General features: G+C 53.6%; 27 protein-coding genes. 13 read left to right on the top strand and 14 right to left on the bottom strand.

Features of this window, described 5'->3' with window-relative positions:
* Positions 1-136 precede the first annotated feature (136 nt).
* The 3 genes from O2597_RS14465 to O2597_RS14455 are packed head-to-tail and all read left to right on the top strand — an operon-like array spanning position 137 to position 2,268.
* On the top strand, positions 137-475 hold the full coding sequence (locus O2597_RS14465) for an FmdB family zinc ribbon protein (protein WP_269525964.1): 339 nt from the start codon (positions 137-139) through the stop codon (positions 473-475).
* 3 nt (positions 476-478) lie between these two features.
* A complete protein-coding gene (locus O2597_RS14460; protein WP_269525963.1) occupies positions 479-1,405 on the top strand; it encodes an archaeosortase/exosortase family protein in 927 nt (308 codons plus the stop codon).
* Positions 1,406-1,446: 41 nt separating this feature from the next.
* Entirely contained in the window at positions 1,447-2,268 is an 822-nt protein-coding gene (locus O2597_RS14455; RefSeq protein WP_269525962.1) for a hypothetical protein, read from the top strand.
* Here O2597_RS14455 and O2597_RS14450 read toward each other — a convergent pair.
* Genes O2597_RS14450 through O2597_RS14440 form a run of 3 tightly spaced genes read right to left on the bottom strand, consistent with a single transcriptional unit; the run spans position 2,265 to position 6,242 of the window.
* On the bottom strand, positions 2,265-4,187 hold the full coding sequence (locus O2597_RS14450) for a tetratricopeptide repeat protein (protein WP_269525961.1): 1,923 nt from the start codon (positions 4,185-4,187) through the stop codon (positions 2,265-2,267). The genes O2597_RS14455 and O2597_RS14450 overlap by 4 nt on opposite strands.
* Positions 4,162-4,554, bottom strand: coding sequence for a hypothetical protein (locus O2597_RS14445; RefSeq protein ID WP_269525960.1), 393 nt, complete (start codon positions 4,552-4,554; stop codon positions 4,162-4,164). Before O2597_RS14445 ends, O2597_RS14450 begins: the two co-directional genes overlap by 26 nt.
* 38 nt (positions 4,555-4,592) lie before the next feature.
* Complete coding sequence (locus tag O2597_RS14440) at positions 4,593-6,242, bottom strand: ATP-binding cassette domain-containing protein (RefSeq protein WP_269525959.1); 1,650 nt, start codon at positions 6,240-6,242, stop codon at positions 4,593-4,595.
* Positions 6,243-6,295: 53 nt separating this feature from the next.
* On the opposite strand from O2597_RS14440, the gene O2597_RS14435 reads away from it, so the two are divergent.
* Entirely contained in the window at positions 6,296-6,931 is a 636-nt protein-coding gene (locus tag O2597_RS14435; RefSeq protein ID WP_269525958.1) for a hypothetical protein, read from the top strand.
* Between the two features lie 67 nt (positions 6,932-6,998).
* On the opposite strand, the gene O2597_RS14430 is transcribed toward O2597_RS14435, so the two are convergent.
* Positions 6,999-7,169: a hypothetical protein gene (locus tag O2597_RS14430; RefSeq protein ID WP_269525957.1), complete on the bottom strand. Its 171-nt coding sequence runs from the start codon at positions 7,167-7,169 to the stop codon at positions 6,999-7,001.
* A 187-nt stretch (positions 7,170-7,356) separates the two neighbouring features.
* Between O2597_RS14430 and O2597_RS14425 the strand changes: the two genes are divergently transcribed.
* The 4 genes from O2597_RS14425 (at position 7,357) to O2597_RS14410 (ending at position 9,348) form a co-directional block, all read left to right on the top strand.
* The gene (locus tag O2597_RS14425) at positions 7,357-8,094 is read left to right on the top strand and encodes an RHS repeat-associated core domain-containing protein (RefSeq protein ID WP_269525956.1); all 738 of its coding nucleotides are present in this window, start codon (positions 7,357-7,359) and stop codon (positions 8,092-8,094) included.
* Between the two features lie 28 nt (positions 8,095-8,122).
* A complete protein-coding gene (locus O2597_RS14420) occupies positions 8,123-8,608 on the top strand; it encodes a hypothetical protein (RefSeq protein WP_269525955.1) in 486 nt (161 codons plus the stop codon).
* Between the two features lie 222 nt (positions 8,609-8,830).
* A complete protein-coding gene (gene tnpB, locus O2597_RS14415; RefSeq protein WP_269525954.1) occupies positions 8,831-9,070 on the top strand; it encodes an IS66 family insertion sequence element accessory protein TnpB in 240 nt (79 codons plus the stop codon).
* 95 nt (positions 9,071-9,165) lie between these two features.
* Positions 9,166-9,348, top strand: coding sequence for a hypothetical protein (locus tag O2597_RS14410; RefSeq protein WP_269525953.1), 183 nt, complete (start codon positions 9,166-9,168; stop codon positions 9,346-9,348).
* 322 nt (positions 9,349-9,670) lie between these two features.
* Here the strand turns inward: O2597_RS14410 and O2597_RS14405 are convergent, their stop codons facing one another.
* Positions 9,671-10,054: a hypothetical protein gene (locus O2597_RS14405; protein WP_269525952.1), complete on the bottom strand. Its 384-nt coding sequence runs from the start codon at positions 10,052-10,054 to the stop codon at positions 9,671-9,673.
* Positions 10,054-10,707: an RHS repeat-associated core domain-containing protein gene (locus tag O2597_RS14400; protein ID WP_269525951.1), complete on the bottom strand. Its 654-nt coding sequence runs from the start codon at positions 10,705-10,707 to the stop codon at positions 10,054-10,056. Before O2597_RS14400 ends, O2597_RS14405 begins: the two co-directional genes overlap by 1 nt.
* Positions 10,708-10,830: 123 nt before the next feature.
* Between O2597_RS14400 and O2597_RS14395 the strand changes: the two genes are divergently transcribed.
* The 4 genes from O2597_RS14395 (at position 10,831) to O2597_RS14385 (ending at position 12,695) form a co-directional block, all read left to right on the top strand.
* Entirely contained in the window at positions 10,831-11,076 is a 246-nt protein-coding gene (locus O2597_RS14395) for a DUF4160 domain-containing protein (protein ID WP_269525950.1), read from the top strand.
* Positions 11,048-11,311 carry a DUF2442 domain-containing protein gene (locus O2597_RS14390; protein WP_269525949.1) on the top strand — a complete coding sequence of 88 codons (264 nt, stop codon included), beginning with the start codon at positions 11,048-11,050 and terminating at the stop codon, positions 11,309-11,311. The genes O2597_RS14395 and O2597_RS14390 overlap by 29 nt, the downstream gene beginning before the upstream one ends.
* Positions 11,312-11,466: 155 nt before the next feature.
* A complete protein-coding gene (locus tag O2597_RS18665) occupies positions 11,467-12,201 on the top strand; it encodes an RHS repeat-associated core domain-containing protein (RefSeq protein ID WP_345783020.1) in 735 nt (244 codons plus the stop codon).
* 5 nt (positions 12,202-12,206) lie between these two features.
* A complete protein-coding gene (locus tag O2597_RS14385; RefSeq protein WP_269525948.1) occupies positions 12,207-12,695 on the top strand; it encodes a hypothetical protein in 489 nt (162 codons plus the stop codon).
* 315 nt (positions 12,696-13,010) lie between these two features.
* Here the strand turns inward: O2597_RS14385 and O2597_RS14380 are convergent, their stop codons facing one another.
* From O2597_RS14380 to O2597_RS14370, 4 genes are read right to left on the bottom strand one after another with little or no spacing between them, the layout of a single operon-like run.
* Positions 13,011-13,652 carry a hypothetical protein gene (locus O2597_RS14380; RefSeq protein ID WP_269525947.1) on the bottom strand — a complete coding sequence of 214 codons (642 nt, stop codon included), beginning with the start codon at positions 13,650-13,652 and terminating at the stop codon, positions 13,011-13,013.
* Positions 13,653-13,658: 6 nt separating this feature from the next.
* A complete protein-coding gene (locus tag O2597_RS18660) occupies positions 13,659-14,255 on the bottom strand; it encodes an RHS repeat-associated core domain-containing protein (protein ID WP_345783019.1) in 597 nt (198 codons plus the stop codon).
* Positions 14,256-14,311: 56 nt separating this feature from the next.
* Positions 14,312-14,644 carry a helix-turn-helix domain-containing protein gene (locus O2597_RS14375; protein ID WP_269525946.1) on the bottom strand — a complete coding sequence of 111 codons (333 nt, stop codon included), beginning with the start codon at positions 14,642-14,644 and terminating at the stop codon, positions 14,312-14,314.
* Complete coding sequence (locus tag O2597_RS14370) at positions 14,637-14,972, bottom strand: type II toxin-antitoxin system RelE/ParE family toxin (RefSeq protein ID WP_269525945.1); 336 nt, start codon at positions 14,970-14,972, stop codon at positions 14,637-14,639. The genes O2597_RS14375 and O2597_RS14370 overlap by 8 nt, the downstream gene beginning before the upstream one ends.
* A 364-nt stretch (positions 14,973-15,336) precedes the next feature.
* Between O2597_RS14370 and O2597_RS18655 the strand changes: the two genes are divergently transcribed.
* Positions 15,337-15,558, top strand: coding sequence for a type II toxin-antitoxin system RelE/ParE family toxin (locus tag O2597_RS18655; RefSeq protein ID WP_345783022.1), 222 nt, complete (start codon positions 15,337-15,339; stop codon positions 15,556-15,558).
* 267 nt (positions 15,559-15,825) lie between these two features.
* Here O2597_RS18655 and O2597_RS14365 read toward each other — a convergent pair whose 3' ends face one another.
* From O2597_RS14365 to O2597_RS14350, 4 genes are all read right to left on the bottom strand, one after another.
* Positions 15,826-16,854: a tyrosine-type recombinase/integrase gene (locus O2597_RS14365; RefSeq protein WP_269525944.1), complete on the bottom strand. Its 1,029-nt coding sequence runs from the start codon at positions 16,852-16,854 to the stop codon at positions 15,826-15,828.
* A 233-nt stretch (positions 16,855-17,087) separates the two neighbouring features.
* Complete coding sequence (locus tag O2597_RS14360; protein WP_269525943.1) at positions 17,088-19,502, bottom strand: YfbK domain-containing protein; 2,415 nt, start codon at positions 19,500-19,502, stop codon at positions 17,088-17,090.
* Between the two features lie 20 nt (positions 19,503-19,522).
* Positions 19,523-20,044, bottom strand: a complete 522-nt coding sequence (locus tag O2597_RS14355) for an RNA polymerase sigma factor (RefSeq protein ID WP_269525942.1) — start codon at positions 20,042-20,044, stop codon at positions 19,523-19,525.
* Positions 20,045-20,160: 116 nt separating this feature from the next.
* Complete coding sequence (locus O2597_RS14350) at positions 20,161-21,801, bottom strand: AMP-binding protein (RefSeq protein ID WP_269525941.1); 1,641 nt, start codon at positions 21,799-21,801, stop codon at positions 20,161-20,163.
* Positions 21,802-21,826 lie beyond the last annotated feature (25 nt).

Below are 21,826 nucleotides of genomic sequence, written 5' to 3'. Positions count from 1 at the left end.
GTTTGGAGCCTTTCCCATGCAAGACACAATTTAGGTTTGTGATGCACATCGGGCCTGTTGATTGTTCGATTTAAGAGATTTAAATTGCCGCAAGAAGCGAACCAATCAGACAAGCCAGTCATAAGTTACCATTAAAATGCCGACCTACTTATATCAGGAAATTTTGCCCGACGGAAGCGATGGCGACTGTTTTGAAGTCGTTCAAAGGATGTCCGACGCCCCTTTGAAAACCCACCCGCAAACCGGAAATCCGGTACGTAAAGTCTTCGTCGCGCCCAATTTACCAACGAAGTACACCGAGGCCGCCACCAAGAGCAAGCTGACCAACGAGAATGTCGAGAAACATGGTTTTACCCGCTATGAGAAGGACAAGGTCACCGGCATGTACCACAAAACCGCCGGCAAGGACAAACGGGCACCCGACGTCGTCGATGCGGGGAAATTGAAACAAATGCAGAAAAAGGGGATCCTATAGCGGATGGGACTTCGCTCGCAACTCGCCGACAGTCTACAGCAAAAATACCGCAAGGCCGATTTCTGGGTACATGTCTTCCTCTTCGTCTGCCTCGCGGTGGTCTTCTGGCCCATGACCCGCTGGGTCGCCGGAACCGCGCATGAACAAAGCCGCATCCTGCATGCCTTCGTCGTGCTTTGCATGGCCACCGTACTCCTGATCCGCTTCGGCGGGGTCGAGATCCGGGAGGTTCTGACCATGAACCGGCCCGCGCGCCACGCACTGCTGGCCACCTACGGCCTCCTCTTCGGCAGTATCCTGCTCCGCACGCTCTTGCCGGCCCAGTCGCTCTACGGCAGCCTGACCATGGCGACCCTGAGCATTGCCGCCTACTGCTCGGCCCTCGCCGCGGTCGTATTCTTTGTTTTCGGCGACGGTGTCCGCCGCGTCGTGTTCACCGCGGTCAGCACCTTTGGCGCCTTTTTGCTGCTCAGCCTGTTCATGGGCCCACTCGATTGGCCCCTGCGCTCCCTCGCCGGCAAGTGGAGCGGACAAGTCCTGCATTGGCTGGGCCAGAGCGTGGAAATGGGCCTGTGGAATCAGCCGTCGGAACCACCCATGCTGATCCTGCTGGTCAACGACCACCCTTTCCATGTGGCCTCCGAGTGCAATGGCTTCGGTGTCATCCTCACCAGCCTGCTCCTCGCCCTGCTGCTTTCGATCTACCGCCGGCTGGGACCGGGCGACCTGACCATGAACCTGATCGCGGGAATCGCCCTCGGCTTTGTTTTCAATACCCTGCGGATCATCTGTATCGTCCTGCTCGCACCTCACATGATGAAACACTACCATCTGATGCATGAAATCGTCGGGGGCATCACATTCTGGCTCTGCCTCGTCATCGTCTGGGTCAGCCTGAAGGGTCCGATCCGCGAAGAAAACAGTCCGTAGCACGGGTTTGCTTTTACCATTCCGGCCGGTAGATTATCCGCATGAACCCCTGGCCCCTACTTCTGGCCCTTTGCCTCACCGCCCCTGCCCCGATCTGGGCCGAACCTGCAATCGAGATCGGCACCCCCCTTGAGGACACGCTGAAGATCCTCGGCAAGCCCGCCGGCATCATCGAACTACGCGACAAGACGCTCCTGCTCTATCCTCAGGGCGAAGTCACGCTGCGCGAAGACAAGGTCGCCGAGTTCTCCCTTATGACCGACGAGGAGTTCGCCGCCGACCAGGAAAGGCTCAAACGCGAACGCGAGGAGTGGTTGGTCCAGCAGGAAAATGCCCGTGTCGCCCGAATCGCTGAAGGCGAAGCCATCAAAAAGGAACGCATGACCAATCAATCTTTTGCCGCCCTGCCGGCCAAGGACCGGGTCAATTTCTGGCGCAGCTTTCAAGTCCGCTATCCGGAGGTGGATGTGAGCGAGCAATTGTCCCTCGCCCTACAAGGCTACCTGATCGAACTGGATGAGCTGAAAAACCAGCAGCGCATCGCGGAGCTGGAAGCCCGTGTCGCCAAAGCCGAACAGGAAGCGGCTACCGCCCGGCTGGAAACCGAAAAACTCCGCAAGGAAACGGAAGCACAATCACAAAGCTACTATGGGCTCCGCTACTACACCGACCCCGTCGTCCACCGCCGTTACTATTACCGCCCGCCGGTCATTACCATTCAAACCAATACGACGAACACGCAGACGGACAAGCCGGTCAAGCGACACAAGGATCCGAATCAAAAACCGAAAACTGAACCCGAAGAATCCACGACCGCACGGGTTCGTCGCCTGCTGATGGAAGCGGCCGTCGAGGAAGATTAGTCGCGCTCCGCCGGGACCGCAGATTCACTCCGCATGCGGGACATGATCGCCTTCGACATGCGTGCAACACCCTGTCGACAGAGCCGGCTGGCCGGATACACATCCTGGGCCGCCAGGTAGGAAGCCAGCGCCGCAGCCGGATGCCCTTCCGCATCCTGACGCTCGGCCCGGTTCAGCAAACTCACAAATTCGGCGACACGCGGCGCCAGATCCGCCCGGGCCCGGTTCATGGGCGCGTCATCCGGGTCGATCTTGGCCGCTTCCGCCAGAAATTCCCATGCCGCATAGGGATCGCCCTGTTTCTCCAACTCTTCGCTCTGCTTGATCAGCGACTCAATCTGCGCGACCTGATCCACCACATCCAGAAGCAAGGGACGGCGCTCCGTATCGTCCGAGAGCGCGAAGCCAAGCTCCATACGCCGGTCGTAGATGCCGCGGCGGTCCATCCGCTCATACAAGTCGTCGAAGACCTGCACGCCCTTGCTGCTGGCCGTCGCCAGTTTCGTGGTCTCCTGTTGAAACTCGCGGATCGACGGATTCGAGGGCCAGATCTCGATCGCCTGCTGTAATTCCTCCCGCGCCTTGTCGATCTGACCGAGGTTACGGTACTGCGCAGCCGCAAAGACCGCCATGTCACTCATGCTCTTCGCCGTGTTGACCGACGACTCGACCCGTGCCTTGGGAAAATCAGGCGCAATCCGGCTAATCTTGTCCGACATCTCGGTCACCCCGTCATAGTCCTTGGCTTGAGCCAGCTCTTTGGCTTCCAGCATGTAGCGGTAGAGATCCAACATGTCCCGGCGCTGCCCGACAGGGATACGGTTCAGGCTGGGCAGGTATTCCCCGAGGAAGAAGGTCTCCTGCAGACGTTCCAGCGCGATCATCTTACGCCCTTCGCCGTATGCCGCATTGACCGCATCCACTCCGGCGTTCACATCGTTCACCGCTTCGCGGGAGACAAAGGACAGTGTATCCACCGTAAAGCTGAGATCCGAGTTGGGGAAGAAGGACGTCAACTCTTCCTTCCCGACTTCGAGTTGCTGCTGCGAGCCCTTGAAGATCTGCTGGTAAAATCCGGAAAGGATCAAGGCATGCTGGAACCGGCGCTGCATCAGGAAAGTCACCACTTGGCTCTGGAACTGTAGCTTGGCCTGCATGCCGCTCACCGCACTTTGGGCTTCCAAGGCGGCAATCCGCATCTCTGTCTCCGCCAGGTCCAAGGCCCGGAAGGCGGCCTCCGTGGGCAAGCTGTCCTCCTCCGTCGCCGAGGAGCCATTATTGCTTTGACGGCGCGAAATCGAAGACTCGCGCAGGCGGCGCTCTTTTAAGCGTTGGATGGCCAGCGAGCGGTTGGCCACGATTTCCTGCTGGTAGCTGCGCAACTCCTCCAGCTCACGCTGGCTCAAGGCCGTTCCCCTGGATTCCTGACGGACACGCCATGCGTTGAAAACCTGGTTCGCCACAATGATGCTGTTGCCACCATCAAGGTCGAATTCCGCCGCCCGGAAAAGTAGCTCCCAAGTGCTCAGGACCGTACTGTCGTCGATATGGTTGATCACCGAAAGCTGGCTCAGGATGTCCGACATCAATTGCTCGTATTGCTCGGCCTCGGATGAGGGTGAATCCAACAAATAACGCTCGAACCGGGACCGGAAGGCCCGCTGGTCGGTCAGGTTGAAACTGCGCCCTTTCCAGACATAGCTCCCCTCCTGAAAATCCATCGAGTCACTGTCTGGGTTGAAGACGCGGTTGGCCATCTCCAGAAAAGTGTTGCTCTCGAAGAAGCCGCCCGTCGGAGCGGAGGCACCCATTTGTGCCGGTTGCTGTGCGGGCGCCCCCATCGACGGGGCAAGCCCCTGCCCGACGAGGGCCTGAGCCAGGATCAGACAACAACTAGTACTTACGCAAATCTTCCACATAGATCAGCCCTCCTTCCTCGATAAAGACATGCATGGTGTAACGTTGCCCGATATGCAGGTTCTCGGCATGCTCGGCAGGCACGAAAACCGGCACTCGGGCAGTACGCCCCTCCGGCAAGACAGCCATCAGCCGACCGGTCCCTTTCTCCCATTCCAACTGCCCGTCAATCTGGGCACGGAGTTGGTACTCGTTGCCGAGATAGTCTCCGGGGTGTTCCACAAAGGCATCCAACGGCAAGGCTTCCAGCTTGGAAAAGCCACCCCCGCCCTTGAGCAAAAGAGCGATCACCGCCAGCAAGAGCAGGCAAACAACGCCCAGCAGGATCGGAATAACTTTGGCTGCTTCCGGATTCGATTTTCGAGGCATAGGGAGAATAAGACGATGTAAACGTAGCGTTTCCAGACTTAGTTCCAGCGTTTGCGCTGGCAACCCCAAAAGACCAGCACCGCGCCCAGTAGAAAATGTAGCAATAAGACAATACAGGCCACCACCGGCGAAGGGATAAATTCCGCCGATTCCAGCCGGTAGGCATCGTAGAACCGTGTATTAATCATCGAACCGAAGTAGCCGGCCCAGCCCCAATAGGCATTTATGAAGGGACGGCACAACCAGACCAGTACGTCAGGCAGCGCGAGAACGATTCCTGACAATGGCAGTTGAAAGCCCACGAGGTAGACAGACAGCAGAGAGGCCTTGTCGGCCGAACCCAGGATCGCGGAAAAGCCCAGACAGACCGCCGTCATGGAGACACAGGTCAGAATCAACACGGCCGCCTGGGGAAACAGGGCACCGGGAAAGTCGCAGACATACTTCACGAACAGCGTCATCCAAAGCCCCTGCCCCATCGCCACAGCCGAAGTAAATATCAGCTTGCTCAGGGCATAAGCCGTCGGACGCAGCCCGGCAAAGCGCTCCTTCTCGTAGAGCACCCGCTCGCCCGCTATTTCACGCGCGCCGTTGTTACTGCCCATCAAGGTCAGCAGGATGACCTGGAAGAGGATGAGCCCGGTGACCAGCGAGGCGACCTCAACCGAGTCGATCCGGTAGCGTAAATCCGCCGCAGCCCGTTCCACGAAACCAACCGAGCTGTCCATCGCCAAGCCTCTCAACTCGGGCAGGCCGTCGAAGGCGAAAATCGTGACCAGCAACGGAAAGCCCAGCGTGATCCCAAGAGTCAGCATCCAGTACCCCCGATCACGGACGAACAGGAGCATGCGGCGGCGCAGTAAGGTCAGGATTTGACTGGAAGCGGAAGGCAAGGCCGGCGCCACCAATTCAGCCACTACCGGCTCCGGCGCTTTCACGACCGTGGCTTCCTGCCAGCGGGCACGCCAATCGGCCAGATCATGCTCATTCAGACGGTCGTACAAATGCAGGGCGTCGGGAATCCCGAAATAGTTCTTTAATGCGTCGAGTTCTCCCTGAAAGACCACCGCCCCCTGGTAGACCACGGTGATCCAGTCGAAATACTCCAACTTGGCCAAATTGTGGATGATGCAAAGGAAGGTCTTCTCCTGCTCATCCCGCAAGCGCTGCAACATCTCGAGGATCTGGTCCTCGGACCGGGGGTCGAGCCCGCTCGTCACTTCGTCGCAAATCATGCAGGGCGGGTCCCCGACCAGCTCAAGCCCGAGTCCCAGACGACGCAACTGGCCACCACTCAAACTCGAGACCCGGGTCCCACGCTGCGCCTCCAGACCGATCCGGCGCAAGATGCTTTCAAGCCGGTCCTCTTTGACCGATTCATCCGCCACACAGAGATCCAAGGCGTAGCGTATCGCCTCCCCCACCTCCAACTGGGGCTGCGCGATACTGAACTGCGGCGCAAATGCCAGCTTGCCCCGCAAGTCCTCGCTCGCTTCCACTGCCTCTCCCGCCATGCGCACCTGACCGCTGTGCGGCAGCAATCCAAGCAAGGCCTTGACCAGGGTCGTCTTGCCGCAGCCCGAAGGGCCGATCACCGCATTCAATGCCCCCGGCTTGAAACAGGCGCTGACCTCATCCAAAATACGGGCTCCGCCGATCTCTACTGATAGTTTCTCGCAGGATAACATCGGGTTGATAAATTAGCTTTGCCCTGCCCATCAAGGCCAGCATTTTGATACATATGTTTACTTTACGCTCCAGCTTCCTCGCCATGGCAAGCTTGGCCCTCGTTCCCCTGCATGCGGTCCAGGTCAGGTCGAATGCGATCGACAATAAACAAATTTTCGGGATCCAGTTCCCCGGTGAAGGACGCGCTTTTTACGGACGTGAAAACGCCGTCGCTTCCGTCTCGCTGCAAGAGTATGTCACCGCTGCCTATAAAGTCACGGAGATCAATCTCGTTACGGAGGGCGATGCCTTACTCCGCATCTACTACAGCCGGACTCTGAAACCCGCCGAACTCAGGGATGTCGCCGCCGACGCGACTTCGGCCGCAATCGGCGCCCCCGCCTACCAGCGCAACCTCCCCTCCCCCGTCCTGCAAGCCGCAGACCGGGCGGCCAACGTCGCCGACACGGTCACCGCATCCACCGTGGTCAAGGAGTACCCCCTCGCCACACACGCCCACACCATCGAATACCGGGTCCGCCGGCGCGACGAACTGCTCGACCTGTTTAAAGAGCTTCAAAAGCACTGGCTCAAGAAGCCCGCCTTTTTCGTGGATGGCCAGATCGTCGACGAGGGCAATAACCTTCAAAACGAAGAGCTCAAGCCCCGCAGCCTCGGCGGCACCCTCTTCACTGTCAAAGACGAGTAGCCGCCGCGACCTTGCTGCCGGTAGATTCAAAAAACCGTGGCGTGCCCGCTCGCGGGCGCCCTGCCGCTTATTCGGCTTCGGAATGGCCCCCTTCAAAAGGTGTTGCAGTACTCCCGACAGCGGCGCTCAACTCTTCGGCCTTGCGGACCAGATCGGTGAATTCGGAACGATGCCCGCCGGGGTCGGTTCCGAAACTCCACAAGTCGGTATCACCCGCCACCGCCAGCCGAGCTCTCAAAGCGGCTCATAGATCAAGGGGTGCTGACAAAAGAAGGTGAGCAGGCGTTCAGCGTTTATTGCTTCAGGTATTGATTCCTGCGTGCAATTTCCCTTCCTCTTCGCTCCGTTATTGCCTAGACTACGATTCTTTGAAAATGGTCGCCCTCAATCCAAGTTTCAACCCCCACAATACCCATCATATCCTGATGTCTGAATACGGCTTCAGATATTATGATCCGGTAACGGGTCGTTGGCCATCCAGGGACCTCATTGGGGAACAAGGCGGTCTCAACCTCTATGGAATGGTTGGGAATGATCCGGTGAACCAGTGGGATTTGCTCGGAAAAAAGGATATGCCGCATTTTAAGGAAGCTATGGGGATTGCTTTAAATGCAAGTGTTATATCTAAGTTTACAGAGTATGGACTTGTTATTGGTGCCGGGGCTTCGGTTATCTTTTTTCCTGCGACTTGCGAAGTGTCCGCTTATTTGGTCACAGCTGGCTTGTTAACTGAAACTGGTTGGAGAAACCTAATGTCAAGCGACTTTAATGATAGTTCAAGTTATGAAGAATTTCTGGCATACGAACACGGTGGTTATTTTGGAGCAGGTATTGGTGTTGAGGCTGCCACATATGTTGGTCCGGGAATTGCGGATGCGAAATCTTTCAACGGTGTTTTTCATACTGCTCAAGGGGCACTTGATGCAGTAGGAATCTCGGGATATGTTGGTGACGTAGATGGGTACGAGAGTTTTTGGGTCGGAGGCACTATTACTCTTGGACCCGGAATGGGGATCGCGAAGGTTGATTGGCTATATAATAATGGTAATATTGTACTTGATTTGGATAATCTTTCTTATGACTTGGGGGCGGGACGCTGTTTGTGTGCAGCTTTGAGGAAACAAGCAGGCGTTAGTTTATGGGATGCGATAAAATATTTTTAGGTGAAAAAATTTAGTTTGAATACCTTACATGACTAAATATAGAAACCTTGCTGGTATTGTTGGAGTGGTTGGCAGCGTTTTGGCTATTTTACTTCTGCCTAGAATTGCCAGTTGCCTAGGGCGTACTCGAGGCGAATTTATTGTGAATGGAACTCCGAGTCTTGTCTCGAAGGTTGAAATCTGGCGTAATGGGGTAAATGCGAAAGAACCAAAATTTGAGTTTAGCGACAAAAGTGATATAGAATTGATCTTGTCTTTCCTTCGTTCTTCCAAGCCAGAATGGATAAATCATCCTCAGTTTCGTGAGCGTTATGATCTGTATATACATTTGGTTGATGGAGCTAAGTTAACATTTAGTTTAGGTATAGGTGGTTCTGCGGGTGATGGGGTAAATGTATACTACCCAGGTAGCGGTGGTGATATTCACAGTGATGAATTTGGCTCCTTTCTTCGTGAGGCGGCCATTAAGTTAGATACAGAAGGCCAACCAGTTGGCGAGCGCGATGCCAACTAGAGGCAGAAAACGGGTCAAACGTTTAAAATAAATGTCCAACCTTTAGCCGCCTATCCGATCAATGCCGCTTCCGCGAAGGGGTCATTTCGTAAAAGCGCAAATAAACCTTAGCTGCTTTCCGTATCTACTAGCCAACTGTACAGTAAGCGTCCGGTAGACCCGCACGTAGCCAAGGCCGGGATTGGGTGTTAGAGTGTTCGGATGTTATTCGAGGGTGATAAAGTGATCTTGTGCCACGGCGTGGTGGACTTGCGCAAAGGAGCCTCCGGGCTGTTGAGTCTTCTGGATTCTCCAGAAGCTGGAACGTGGTATATGTTCAGCAACCGGACGCGTCGGTTGATCAAGTGCGTTCGCACAGACGGAACGGGCTGCTGGATGGCTGCCCGCCGCTTGAAGCGCGGTCACTTTTACTGGATCGAGCGTGCCGCGGGCTCGACGGCGATCGATGTGAGTGATGCGTAGGCGATTTGCACGGGCAATCGCATTAAACGCCGACCGGAGTCCGTTTTGTAGTTGTATTAGACAGTTGGATACGCAGTTTAAACGGCGTGACCAGCATGCCTACAGTCGAAGCACTTCTGGCCGAGCGCGAAGAGTTGCTCAAGGCCAATGCCGAGCTTCGGGAGCAGCAAAACAGCAACCGGGGTGAGATCGACCGCTTGCGTCAGATCATCGCTTCGCTCAAGCACAAGCTCTTCGAGCGGGCAGAACGGGTCAAACGTAGAAAACGAACATTCTAATCATTGAGCGCTACTCGACTCAACTCGACAACGGGCAGGTCGTTGCTCAGTTGATCGATGAATACTGAGCCGGCCCTTCAACAGCAGCTCTACCGGACGCTTACCCATGACGTTGCCATTCCCAACATATGCCGGGTAAAATTTCGAGTGCTGAGCCAATGTGGTCATGAGTAATCCGCCAACACCACCGGCACCTTGCAGACTTCCACTTAGGCCTAAGGTAGTATTATTAGACTGTCTCTTTTGGATTCCCTGTCCCTTTTGAAAATCTTTTAAATTTGCTTTTAAATTTCCGTTCAATCTTCAGAAACTTTGGTAGATCTCATTCATCGTGCGTTGGTTGGCCAGTCTCCGTTGGTTGAATTTCATTCAGCAGCTGTTTTCGAACATCCCCCATTGTCTTGATCTCACCCGAATCAACACCTGATTTAATATTATCAAGAGCAATCCGCACTTGCATTAAGTCTAATTCATTCAGTATCCGAACAATTTGGATCAGTTCTAGTTTTTGCATCGCGCGCCTACCTCTAGCTTCAAAGTTAATATATCCTAAAAAATATATAACGATCATACAAAAAACAAAAAAACCTAAAAAAAGCCTGTTGCCAGACCCATATGTTTTTACTTCAGCTCTTATCCAAATCCATAATAAAATAAGAATTAAAATCGGAATGCCAAAAATAAAACTATACATGGAAATCAACATTATATTTCATCTCCTTTTTTCAAGCAGCATTTCGTCAATGCTTTACTTGAAGCAGTTCGGCAGTTGTCGCCAAAACACCCCGAGCCAGCAAATGTTCCGCTAATTCCTGGAGTTGTAACCTCAAGCAAACAACTCCAAACATTATCACTCGTATAACTTGATGAAGAACAACATTTCCCTTTTGCATTTCCCGCTTTAAATTCATGAATTACTCGTCCAGTTTTATTATTACGCGCAGTATTCCAGATTCTGATATCATCTCTCATTTTATCTGGATCAGTAAACTCACGATGGTCCGACCATTCTCCATCATCCCAAAACATTTCGAAATCCGAATTAACCGCCGTATAATCCCTTCCTCCCACAGGAAAACCTTCTCCCACAAGATACTCATGCCCTACTCCCTCCTTAGTTCTAACGACGTAAACTCCGAAATCTAAGCCTAAGTAATCCCATTTTCTAAGAGCTGCGTTTCCAAGCATTCCATACAGGTTCAGACCACCCCGTTCCCCAATCGGATCCCTGCTCATCCACCTTCCCGTCCCCGAATCATAATACCTAAAGCCGTATTCAGGCAGTAGGATGAGTCCGGATGGTGCCGGCTTCCGGGCAGAAAATTGTGGATTCGGGGCAACCATATTGGCAGTCTCCATACGCTATACATGGTAGGTGATCAGAGAAAGGATAATCTGTTGCATATCACTCTTTCCAGTCCTTCAACAGCAGGGGTGTCTCATTGCTTGACCGGCCAGGCAATTGTCGCATGAATCAGACGCATGCCGACAGTCTTACGGATAGGCCCCTACAAGTTTTACTTTTACAGCCATGAGCCGAATGAACCGCCCCATGTGCACGTTGATCGGGATGCTCAATCGGCAAAAATCTGGCTTGAACCGGTATCATTAGCTGGTAACTTTGGTTTTAGTGCTCACGAACTGCGGGAAGTTCTTTCGCTAGTCTCTGAGCATCAACAGCAATTGATCAATTCTTGGGATGGGTATTTTGGCAGCACAGGCGGATGAACGCGTCAAGGACGTAAAAGTCGACCCGGATGCACTGGAAGTGGATCTGATGGACGGCCGCAGCATTCGCGTGCCTTTGGCTTGGTATCCGCGGTTGTTTGAGGCGTCAGAGGCGGAACGATCCCATTGGGAGCTGTGCGGTGGAGGCTATGGCATCCATTGGCCGGATATCGATGAGCACCTGTCCACTGAAGGACTCCTCCGCGGCGCTCCCGCGCCAAGGAAGACCGCCTGAAAGATTAAGGGTGCTGTGCGTTGGAATCGAATCTCAAGCTGGCTGGCCTTGGGGCATTTAAAACCTGCATTCTGGGATGTCGTAAAAGCAAGCAGGCCGGACTTATTTTGCTTCCTGTGACCGCCTTCTGGAGATAGGCTTCCGGGCACAATTCAATGGTCGCTCTGAATCCAGATTTCAACCCCCTAGAACCGGATGGCGTCTTAGTGTCAGAATACGGCTTCAGATATTATGATCCCGTCACTGGTAGGTGGCTCTCAAGGGATCCGATCGGGGAGTATGGCGGGAGGAACCTTTATGGGTTCGTACTCAATTCTTCGATTAATTTTGTGGATCTCTTCGGTTTTATGGCAAGCAACCCCTCATCGCGCACTCCAAATGTTATGCCTCCTGAATTTTACGAAACGGGTTTAACTGGAAATACAGGGACGACTAACTGTCTTGGGTATGCGTCATCAGGTGGGGATACTAGCCAAGCATATTACCATCCGACTGCTCCTCAGCGTAATCAAAATGATAGATCGATACTAGATGACTTAGAGGCAAACGGGTGGCGTTGTTCTGAAAGTTCTGGCGATTGTGAGTGTGAATGCGATGAAGAGCAGTTATTCGTAGGGGCACGGAATCAGGGACTGCCAACTCGTGGGCAAGATGTTAATGACCCTATTGCAGACCCAGGCGTCAATTTCGGGCCTGATTATGGGCTCGATTATCATGCGGCGTATGCATCTAGCGGTTGTTCTGCTAATTACGCGCAAATCCTTGGATCTCGTCCATCGGCTGGGCCGAATGGTGAACAGGAGGGCCTTTCTGCGCTTAGCCAGGAGCAGCTAAATGATTATTTGGGGGATGATTACCAAAGCTATTGTTGCTGTCGTCCTAAAGAGTAAGTGAAATGAAGTTGATTCAATTAGTTCTGCTCAGTGCTTCTGTAATGGTTGTTACAGAGTTGATCGGTTTCCAGTCCATTGAGGATACCATCGAAATTCAGAAAATTCGAGATGATGCATCTTTTCGCTTGTTGGCTAGGTTTGATGGTGGCTATGAAATCGGAGTGCGAAAGGAAAAGCCTTCTGGAAGTATTGATATTGAAGCTCCAAAAGGAAAAATAAAAAAGGGTGAATACCTAGCTGTATATGAGAATATGGTTTTCACTGAAAAACAGATTAAGCCTTTCCTGATGAATCATTTAGGTGATCGAGCAAAGGAGCTATGCGTAGTCGAAATCCCAATACTCTTTACGAGCGAAAATCCGACGACGAATGACGAAAGACGAGTAATTAAAAATGTCATCGCACTTCTCGGTGAGACAGGATTTAAAGAATACGTCATTATGCGACACTATGGATCTGGAATTGTTATTCTTGACCGAGGGAGACTTTGAGTGGCCAAAGAAGGGGTCGGTCCAGAATGGCACTAACTTAAGGTGGATTTCCGTAGTCGTGTTGCTTTAGCCGCACGACCGAGCGAACTTGCGGAATCCGTTGCACGTGCGGGCGACCGGCTAAAGCAAGTCGCCTACGTGTTAAATCTCGGTAAGCGTCACGTATAGCACCGTAATCCATCTCATCACCATTCGGAAACCCAAAAACTGTCACCCTGTTTTTTTGAACTCATGAGCTCATTAATCGCGAGACGGCACACCCATGGGCTGAAAAATCACTCCGACTTCCAATCTCGAAAACCCTTGAACGACACGTCAGTTTATAGGTCTCTTCATCAGTTTTCCATTGAGAGAGAGGCCATAATACCGAATACAATCAGGACGATATTTAACTGCGAAAAATTCCTCACAGCCCGAACCCAACGCAATGCCACGCGGATAGCATTCCTTCAACACTACATTTAATTTTGAATCTAAGACATAAAGCATCGAAAGATTTTTTGTCGCCTTCAAGTCAACATAGATAATCAAATAATCTCCGTTAGTACTGCTCCACTTTTTTGCATGCAAAAAGTGACCATAATTGGGGATCGTAAAAATAGCCTTAGGTCTACTCTCCGTTTTAACTTGCACTGCAATCCCATTTTTCGTGCCAAGAAGTCCGACCAATAAATCTTTCCCAAAAATTGGAACCTCATCAATGTACCTGTATTGAGATGAAATACTTTCGGGATATGATTTCAGTGATTTTTCTCTTTTTGATGTCAGGTCTATGTACTCGTCAGGGAAATAAAACCAATTCAAACAATCATCTCTATTAGATGTTTGCCTCACCTTTTCTTCTATTGCCCCCTGATTGACGCGACACTGATCTGGAGTGTAAGACCGACACGAACACAGAAAATTCAAAAACAACAAGAGCAGGAGGCGTGCTAAAACTGTAAATGATTTACTCATAGGATTCTAATTACATTTACTCGGGCAAGAACAGTTGCTTTGTGCGTTCTTAAATGCACCGCACCCTCCCCATGATACTGCTTTCTCATAAATCCATGCTAAGGCATTTCCCAATGCACTTGGACGTATAGCACTACTGTTTGCTTGAACCACATTCCGCATGCAATTTCCAAATGCAATATCGCATGCCGATTTGGATGTTTGGCCATTTTGATTACATGTACCATAGCAAATATCGTGCGCCTCGCAACATGGAGTAAAATTAAACCCAAATGGTCGATCAGGAATAACAAATTCAAGTATGCCGCTTCCAGGGCCGCAGAAACTAGAAGTGTTCAATTTAGAACGACCCAAAACAGGTATTCGCTTCGTACTTCTCCGATCACCGTCACGCTGTGGCGCTTCTCCAAGTACATCAAATATATTCACTGGAGCATTAAAGACATAGCAGTATAGGCTAATTCCTCCTTCTTCTTCCACGGGATCTCTCGATGGCCACCGTCCTGTAGTTGGATCATAATACCTGAAGCCGTATTCTGCTAGTAGGATGGGGCCATCCGGCGATGGCTTCTGGGCAGAAAATTGTGGATTCGGGGCAACCATGAAAACCAACAGCTTAGGCCGCTTATGCGCACATGCAAGGCCTACTCCGCAAGAGCTCAGCTGTCTTGCATTTCCATCAATGCTTCCGGGTGCTTTTGGGCGATGCGGAGGATTTTCAAAGCAGGCCCTGAAGGACGGCGACGTCCGCTCTCCCAACTGGCCGCCGTGCCGGCCCCAACATTAAGCATTCTGGCAAAAACCGGCTGACTCATTTTCAGGTCGCGTCGAAGAGCAGTAATCTGGGCAGGGCTCATCGGAGCTGGCTTTTTCGGCAACCTCAGTTTGGAAGTGCGCATCGTGATCTTGCGCTTCCCGGACGCGTGATCGCGCACGTCCTTAACGGCACCAATAAAGTCGTCTGCATTGAATTCGATTTCAGTGTCATTCATTTTCGTATGCCTCCTTAATTTCAGTTATCAGTTTGGCTACCTGTTTCTTTTGCTCTGGAGTCAGGTCGGTAATGTCGCCTTTGGTAAAAAGGTAGAAAAGATAGATGATGGAGGCTTTGGGAAGATGCAGGTAGATGATCCGTGCACCTCCGCGCTTACCTTTGCCTTTCGCAGCCCAGCGCATTTTACGCAAACCTGCCAGGCCGGGGATGACATCCCCGCCTTTCGGATCCGCGGCCAGTTCAAGCTGCAACTCTCGATATTCTTCATCATCAAATAGTTTTAGCACGTTCTTTGTGAAAGTCGGATGCTCAACTATCGTTAACATCTAAATACCCTTACAATGTGAGGGTTTTTGTGCAAGCGATTTCTTTTCTCGGTGGGGCAAGTTGTCGAGTTGACGACTGGCAAGTCGGGATTTCAACACAATGACCTCGAACCCGGAAGTTCATGCGTTTCGCCGATCATTTTGCTTCATATATCAGTATAGAAAGCGACCCTTGCATTAATCCAATGGTCGCTCTGAATCCAGATTTCAACCCCGTAGAACCGGATGGCGTCTTAGTGTCATATTGAAAAAAATGAGCGCCCTTATTTACAAATTGTCAACTATTTGGAAATAGCAGCGCGGCTACTTTTCACGGGAGGAAACAAGACCACTCACATGGTCCGGACGAGCAAAGGCCTACCATATTACCCCGGATTGGCTGTTAATCTACGCGGTAACAGAAACTGAGTTGGTTCTGGTGCGCACCGGTTCGCACGAATGGCACTACTTTAAGGACAAATTGAAGGGTTCCTATTGCAACAAAGCGTCGCTCGTAGTGGCTGCTTTAGCTGCCATATTCAGCATCCTAAGCCTCCTTGGCTCGATGGCGACTGAAGTCGCCACTACGATAAGAAGCTTAAAGTAGTGCCATTCCCGGTTCGCACAGCGAATTATTCAGCTGATTGCTATCTGAGCCACTTTGCAAGTTTCATTCGCTGGATGCCCTTGCTCAGTATCAGAGCAAGGTTAGCTTGGTAGGCACTGAAATGGTCACTTTAAACCTAGATTTCGTCTCCAAATTCCCGGATGGAATCACTCAGCAGCCCCGAACTCATCGGGGTGGCATTTCTGGTTCAGTGAGACCATTCGAAATACGCGAGCATGGACGACGATACCATTCTTACAAAGTTATTCAAAGCTTTCGAGTGCTCGGATGCGTGCGATTGTAGACTTCCCGGAGTCGCACGATACCGACTTCGGTGTAGATTTGGGTGGTGTCCAGACGTGCATGACCGAGGAGCTGCTGGATGCAGCGTAGGTCGGCCCCATTCTCCATCATATGTGTCGCACAGCTATGCCTCAACAAGTGGCAGGCCCCACGCTTCGTGATACCAGCCGCACGCATGGTTCGGCCCACCCAATTCCCTAAAGATCCGGGATTGAACCGGGTTCCGTAGCCGGTGATGAACAGTGCTCTTTCCGAGGCTTCCCGACAGAGTCTGGGGCGTGATTTCTTCAAATAGGCATTCAGCCACCGTACGGTTTCATTGCCCAGGGGTAAGAGTCGATCACGCCCCCCTTTTCCCTGTCGGACAAAGACGGTGGCCTCGGACAAATCGATATCAAACAAGTCCAGAAAAACCAATTCGCTGCGCCGGATACCCGTCGCGTAAAACAATTCAAGAATGGTCCGGTCCCTTAAACCAAGCGGGTCCAGATAATTGGCTTGTGCCATGAGATTGGCGATTTCTAGTCGGCTCAGAACTTTCGGCAACCCTCGGCAGGGCTTTCGCGGAAGCCTTAAATAGACAGACGGATCCACAGCCAGACGGCCTGTTTCATTCATCCACGAGAAAAACCGCTGAACCGCCGTCAAGCGTGTTAACTGTGAGCGGATACTCAAGGGACTGCCATTTCTCTGACGATACAGATACAGCCAGCTTTGGTAATGCTCCAGTTCACGTCGTGTGATCGCCTGTGCCTCGTAGAGAGTTTGTTCAGTTGTCCACAGCAGGAACATTTTCAAGCCCCACCCATAGGTATCCACTGAAGTTCGCGAATAGCCTCTTTCAGCCAGATAGGCGAGCCATGCACCCACATCCTCGACAAGACTACCGCTGACTCGTTGCTGAAAGTACTCTCGTGCCGTAAGCGATCTTCGCCCGCCTTTCGGCCGATTGATCATACCGGCAACGTTGCGTATGCCTTTCTTACCGGACATCTTTTCAACTCCCACACCCATCCCCTTCGGGATTCCCGAAGGGGTATCATTTTGCCTCTCCCTCTCAATGTGACCGCAGAAATCACGATCGCCTGCCAAGCCGTGCTATCCGTCCTAGCCTTGCACAGAGGAAATGGCCTGGCGATGGATGGTACTTTCGCGACTCCCCTATCAAAATACGGCGTTATCAGAAATCGTCCTACATTCTTCGACCTAGCAAAAGCAGTACCCGTTTATTCCGGTGTATTTCCGGCCCCTGCGCTCAACTCTTCGGCCTTGCGCACCAGATCGGTGAACTCGGAACGATGCCCGCCGGGGTCGATATCGAGCGCGTCGGCCGCAATGCGCTCGATCTGACTGTAGCTGTAAGCGGCGATCGTATCCGAACCGCGCAGGCGCAAGCCGAAGGCAGCCACGGCCGCACAGAAGCGGATATCCTCCGAGGCCTGCTTGAACGCGACCACTTCGTCCGCACGCACCGAGGACTGGATCAACTTGCTGGTTTCGGCATCGAGTTGCTTGTAGCGCAGCTTCACCGTTGCGACCTCGGCGTCCGCCTGCACAACCTCCGCAGCCTGCTGGTACTTCAGCGCATCGACGCCCGGCAAGTCCATCTCAACTCCCGAAGGCACGATTTCATACAGTGCCACCACACTGTGCCCCGGGCCGATGTCGCCGGCCTTCTTCTTGTCGTTATTGAAGTCCTCCGCTTTCAGGCGACGATTCTCGTATCCGATCAATCGATACGCATTAACTGCGGCTGGATTGAATTCGACCTGGATCTTCACATCCTTGGCGATCTTGAAGATATTACTGGCAAGATCCTCGAGGAAGACCTTGCGGGCCTCGGCGCGGGAGTCGACGTAGGCATAGCTGCCCTTGCCCTTGTTCGAAAGGGTCTCGAGCATGTCATCCTTGTAGTTCCCCATCCCGAATCCGAGAATCGTCAGGGAGACGCCCTCTTCCGCTTGCGTTTCGGCCACATCCGACAGCGCCCCGCGATCCGTCAGGCCGACATTGAAGTCTCCGTCGGTGCAGAGGATGACCCGGTTGTTTCCATCCTTGATGAAATGTTCGCGGGCCACTTTGTAAGCCAACTCGATTCCGGCACCGGCGTTGGTCGAACCACCGGCCTTCAGGTTCTCCATTGCGTGCTGGATGGTCTCGGTGTTATTAGCCGTGGTGGACGGCAGCACAAGACCGGAAGCCCCCGCATAGACCACGATCGCCACCCGGTCGCGCTGGTCGAGACGACGCACCAGGATGTCCATCGCTTCCTTGACCAGAGGAAGCTTGTTCTGACTGTTCATCGAACCGGATACGTCGAGGAGAAAGACCAGATTCGACGCGGGACGATCCTCCCACGGCATCTCATAGCCCTTGAGCGCGATCCGCAGCAAGCGGTGCGCGGGCTCCCAGGGCGCGAAGGTTTGCGCCATGTGCACGGCAAAGGGATCGCCGCCGTCGTCCAAGGATTCAGTCGGCGCTGCGTCACTGTAAGGGAAGTAGTTGATCAGCTCCTCGATCCGCACCGCATCTGCCGGGGGCAGTTGACCTTGATTGAGGAAGCGGCGTACGTTCGCATAGCTGGCCGTGTCGACATCGATCGAGAAGGTCGAGAGCGGGGCCACCCGCGGAGACCGGAAATCCGTATCCTCGATCGGATCGTATTTCTCGGTGTTCCACGCTTGAACTGCTGGCTTCGGAGCTGGCTTCACTTTAAGCCCAAAGATTTGGGTCCTTGCAGATTTCGAAGCTTGACCGAGAATTTCCTGGTCTTCTGGCAAACGAGGGAGTTCACGAAGACTTGCAGCGGCATCCGCTGCCATATCAGGGGCGCCCAGACCGGCACTGACTTCAAAACTGTCAGACATAACGGGTAGGTCTACCTCAACTGCAGCAATCTGAACGCTACTTAAAATAGAGCTAGAAGTACCGGCTGAAGAAGCCGACATGGTATGCGGGAGCGAAAAGGCCGGCTCGTCTGAAGCAGTCACTGCAGTCAGAGCATCGTCGTTATCGACAATGCGCCCTCTACTTTTCAACTGGATTTCAGCAGCGTCAAATTCACTGACGGCCGTTGAATTTTCGGCCACAGGTATACGGCCTGTTTCCGGGTGCGCTATTTCATTCTCAACGACTGCACTTCCACCGAGATCACTCACCACAGCTTCACGCGACTGGGCAGGAAGCAAACGAAGTGCTTCAGTTGGGACAGCCGATCCTTCATCAAGCGAAGACTCCTGATTGTCAGATCCGGACCTCAGGTCGTCCACAGGAATCACATCGCCGGACGACTCAACCAAGGGTGTCGTCTGTGCCTTGTAGGTCTTGAACTGCGGGATCAGGATGCCGCAAAGCGCGAGCGCAGCGGCCAGTCCGAGCAGGGAGCGTTTATTGCGCTTCCAGAATCCGTGCGTAACCGGGCGCTGTTCCATCTTTGCTTTTTCAAATTCGCTCAATTCAGGAGCGGCTTCGGAAGCAAGTCCCTCGCTGAGCAAGGCCGCCATCGAGCGGGTCGCTTCAACCGTGGCTTGCAGTTCAGGGTCGGCCGCAACGGCGGCTTCAATTACAGCACGCTCTTGTTCGTCTTCGACTTCACCGATCGCGTAGGCGGTGAGTCGGGGATCATCTGGTAAAATTTTCATCTTGGTTTTCTCCTTTCGTGTTACTCGCCGACCGCGGCGACCTGCGCGCGGAGGGTCTTTAGTGCGGTATGGAGAAGGAAGCCGACATTCGTCACGCTAAGCTCGGTGATCGAAGCGATTTCCTTGTAGCTGAGGCCGTTCTGGAATTTCAGGCGAACGACCTCTCTTTGGTGTTCCGGCAGCCCCTGCATCATGCGCAGCAACTGGGCGTGGCTGTCCCGGGTCTCAGCCACTGCCTCCGGACCGGGCGATTCGACCGGCGTACGGTCGGTCTGCATTTCGTCGAGCGGTTTCATGCGCCCGCCTTTCCGCCGGACATCCAAGGCCCGGTTCCGGCAAACACGGAAGAGCCAGGGTCGCACGTGATCGGCGACCGTCGCGCGGGGTTCCTGCCATAGTTTGATAAAGCTGTCCTGTACAACATCCTTGGCCGCATCGGCATCACCAAGAATGGACGCAGCATAACGGGTAAGGTCGGCTGCATGCGCTGCCACCATGGAGCGCATCCACTCAGAATCAGAGCTGGCTTGTTCATTTTTCATCTTGGATTGAAGGTGAAACCGGCAGCGCTACCGGACGGTTTCACATGAACAACGCATGAAAGGAGTGCTTTATTAGAAATTTTTTCGGAAAAGCCGATTCTCCGGAATGAAGCATTCTACGACAGGGCAATCGCCTGAATGGCCCGCAAGTCCAGCTTGCCGGTAGCCAGGGTGGGAATCGCCTCGAGACGCTTGATCTCCTTCGGGATCCATAAGTTGGGCAGGCCTGCGGCGGTCAACTTGTCGCGCACCTCATCCAAGTTGAGATCCATCGCGGCCAGTAGCACCAGCGCCTCCCCCTTTGCCGGATCCGGGCGTCCGGCAACCGCCAGCAGCGGCTGTTCCGCATCCAGCAAGCCATAGGATTCGTTCAAATATTGCTCGATCGTGCCGTGAGGGACCATCTCGCCCGCGATTTTGGAAAAGCGCGACAAGCGTCCCTCAATGAAAAGAAACCCATCCGCGTCGAACCGGGCGAGGTCCCCAGTGATGAACCATTCGTCCTGCTTCACTTCGACGGTGCGTATGGAATCGTTCAAGTAGCCTTCAAAGATATTCGGACCTTTCAACGCGAGGATACCGGTTCGGTCGACCGGTAGATCGCCCAGGGTGTCCGGATCGAGGATACGGGCCGCCTGCCCGGGAAGAAGACGCCCCACGGAGCCGCGGCGGTTGCCATCCTTCGACTCCCCGGGATAGTCGCCGCCCTGGGGGGTCTTAGGGAGGTTGACACTGACCACCGGAGAGGTCTCGGTCAGGCCGTAGCCTTCCAAATAAGTGCTTCCAAAGGTCGATTCCCAATGATCCGCAAAGCCCGGCGGTGTCTTTTCCGCACCGGAGACAACATACTTCAGCGACTTCAGCTGCTCCGGCTCAACCCGTTTGAAATAGGGCTTATAAAAGGTCGGTGTCCCGATGAGGATGGTCGCCTGTTCCGCCTCGATCGCCTCGGCCACTTTTTTACACTCCAGCGGCGAAGGAACCGTCACCACCCCGCAGCCGCGCAACAACGGATACCACAGGGTCACGGTAAATCCGAAGCTGTGAAAGATGGGGAGGTTCGCCAGGATCTTCTCGGTTCGGGGCAGGAGCCCGGAACTGTCGATCTGCAGACAATTGCCGAGAATATTCCGGTGGGTCAGCGCGACCCCTTTCGGTTCGCCCACACTGCCACTGGTGAAAAGCAATCCGGCCTCCTGATTCCCGCCTCTGCGGGGAATCTTTAACAGCTTTGCCAGCAATTTGGCCGGTAGTGCATAGATCGCGGCAAGCAGGGCCAGCGTCTTGACCTTGGGGAGCGCGCGCAGCGCTTCCACCAAATCCACCACCCCGGATTCGGGCCAGGGAAAATGAGGAATCTTCGCCTGCACCGCCGGTGCGCTGAGGATGCAGTCCAACTCCGCCTTGCGCAGACAGGCCTCGATCGAGGCCGGACCAAGCGTGAAGTTGAGATTGACCGGTACCTTGCCGGCCAGGACCACCGCCAGATTTGCGATGTACCCCCCGATCCCGGGAGGAAAGACAATCCCGACCCGTGCCTGCGAAGTCCATTCGCGGAGACGGCGGGAAAGCATCCAGGAGAGCGCCAGAACAAATCCGCTCTTCATCGCACGGCGCTGGTGCGTGCGGTCGGTCAGGAGAACGCGATGGGGCTGCCGCGCCAGCGCCAGAAAGCTCTCCCAAGCCAAATGGCTCTGAAGCTCCGGTTTGCGCTCGAAATCATCCGAGCCTATATCCAGTCGACGGGGGGGAGTCATGAACTGCCAAGGAAAGCAGTTCGGG

It is taken from the genome of Coraliomargarita parva, assembly GCF_027257905.1.
GTDB lineage: Bacteria > Verrucomicrobiota > Verrucomicrobiia > Opitutales > Coraliomargaritaceae > Coraliomargarita_A > Coraliomargarita_A parva.
This window is presented reverse-complemented; position numbering and strand designations above follow the sequence as displayed.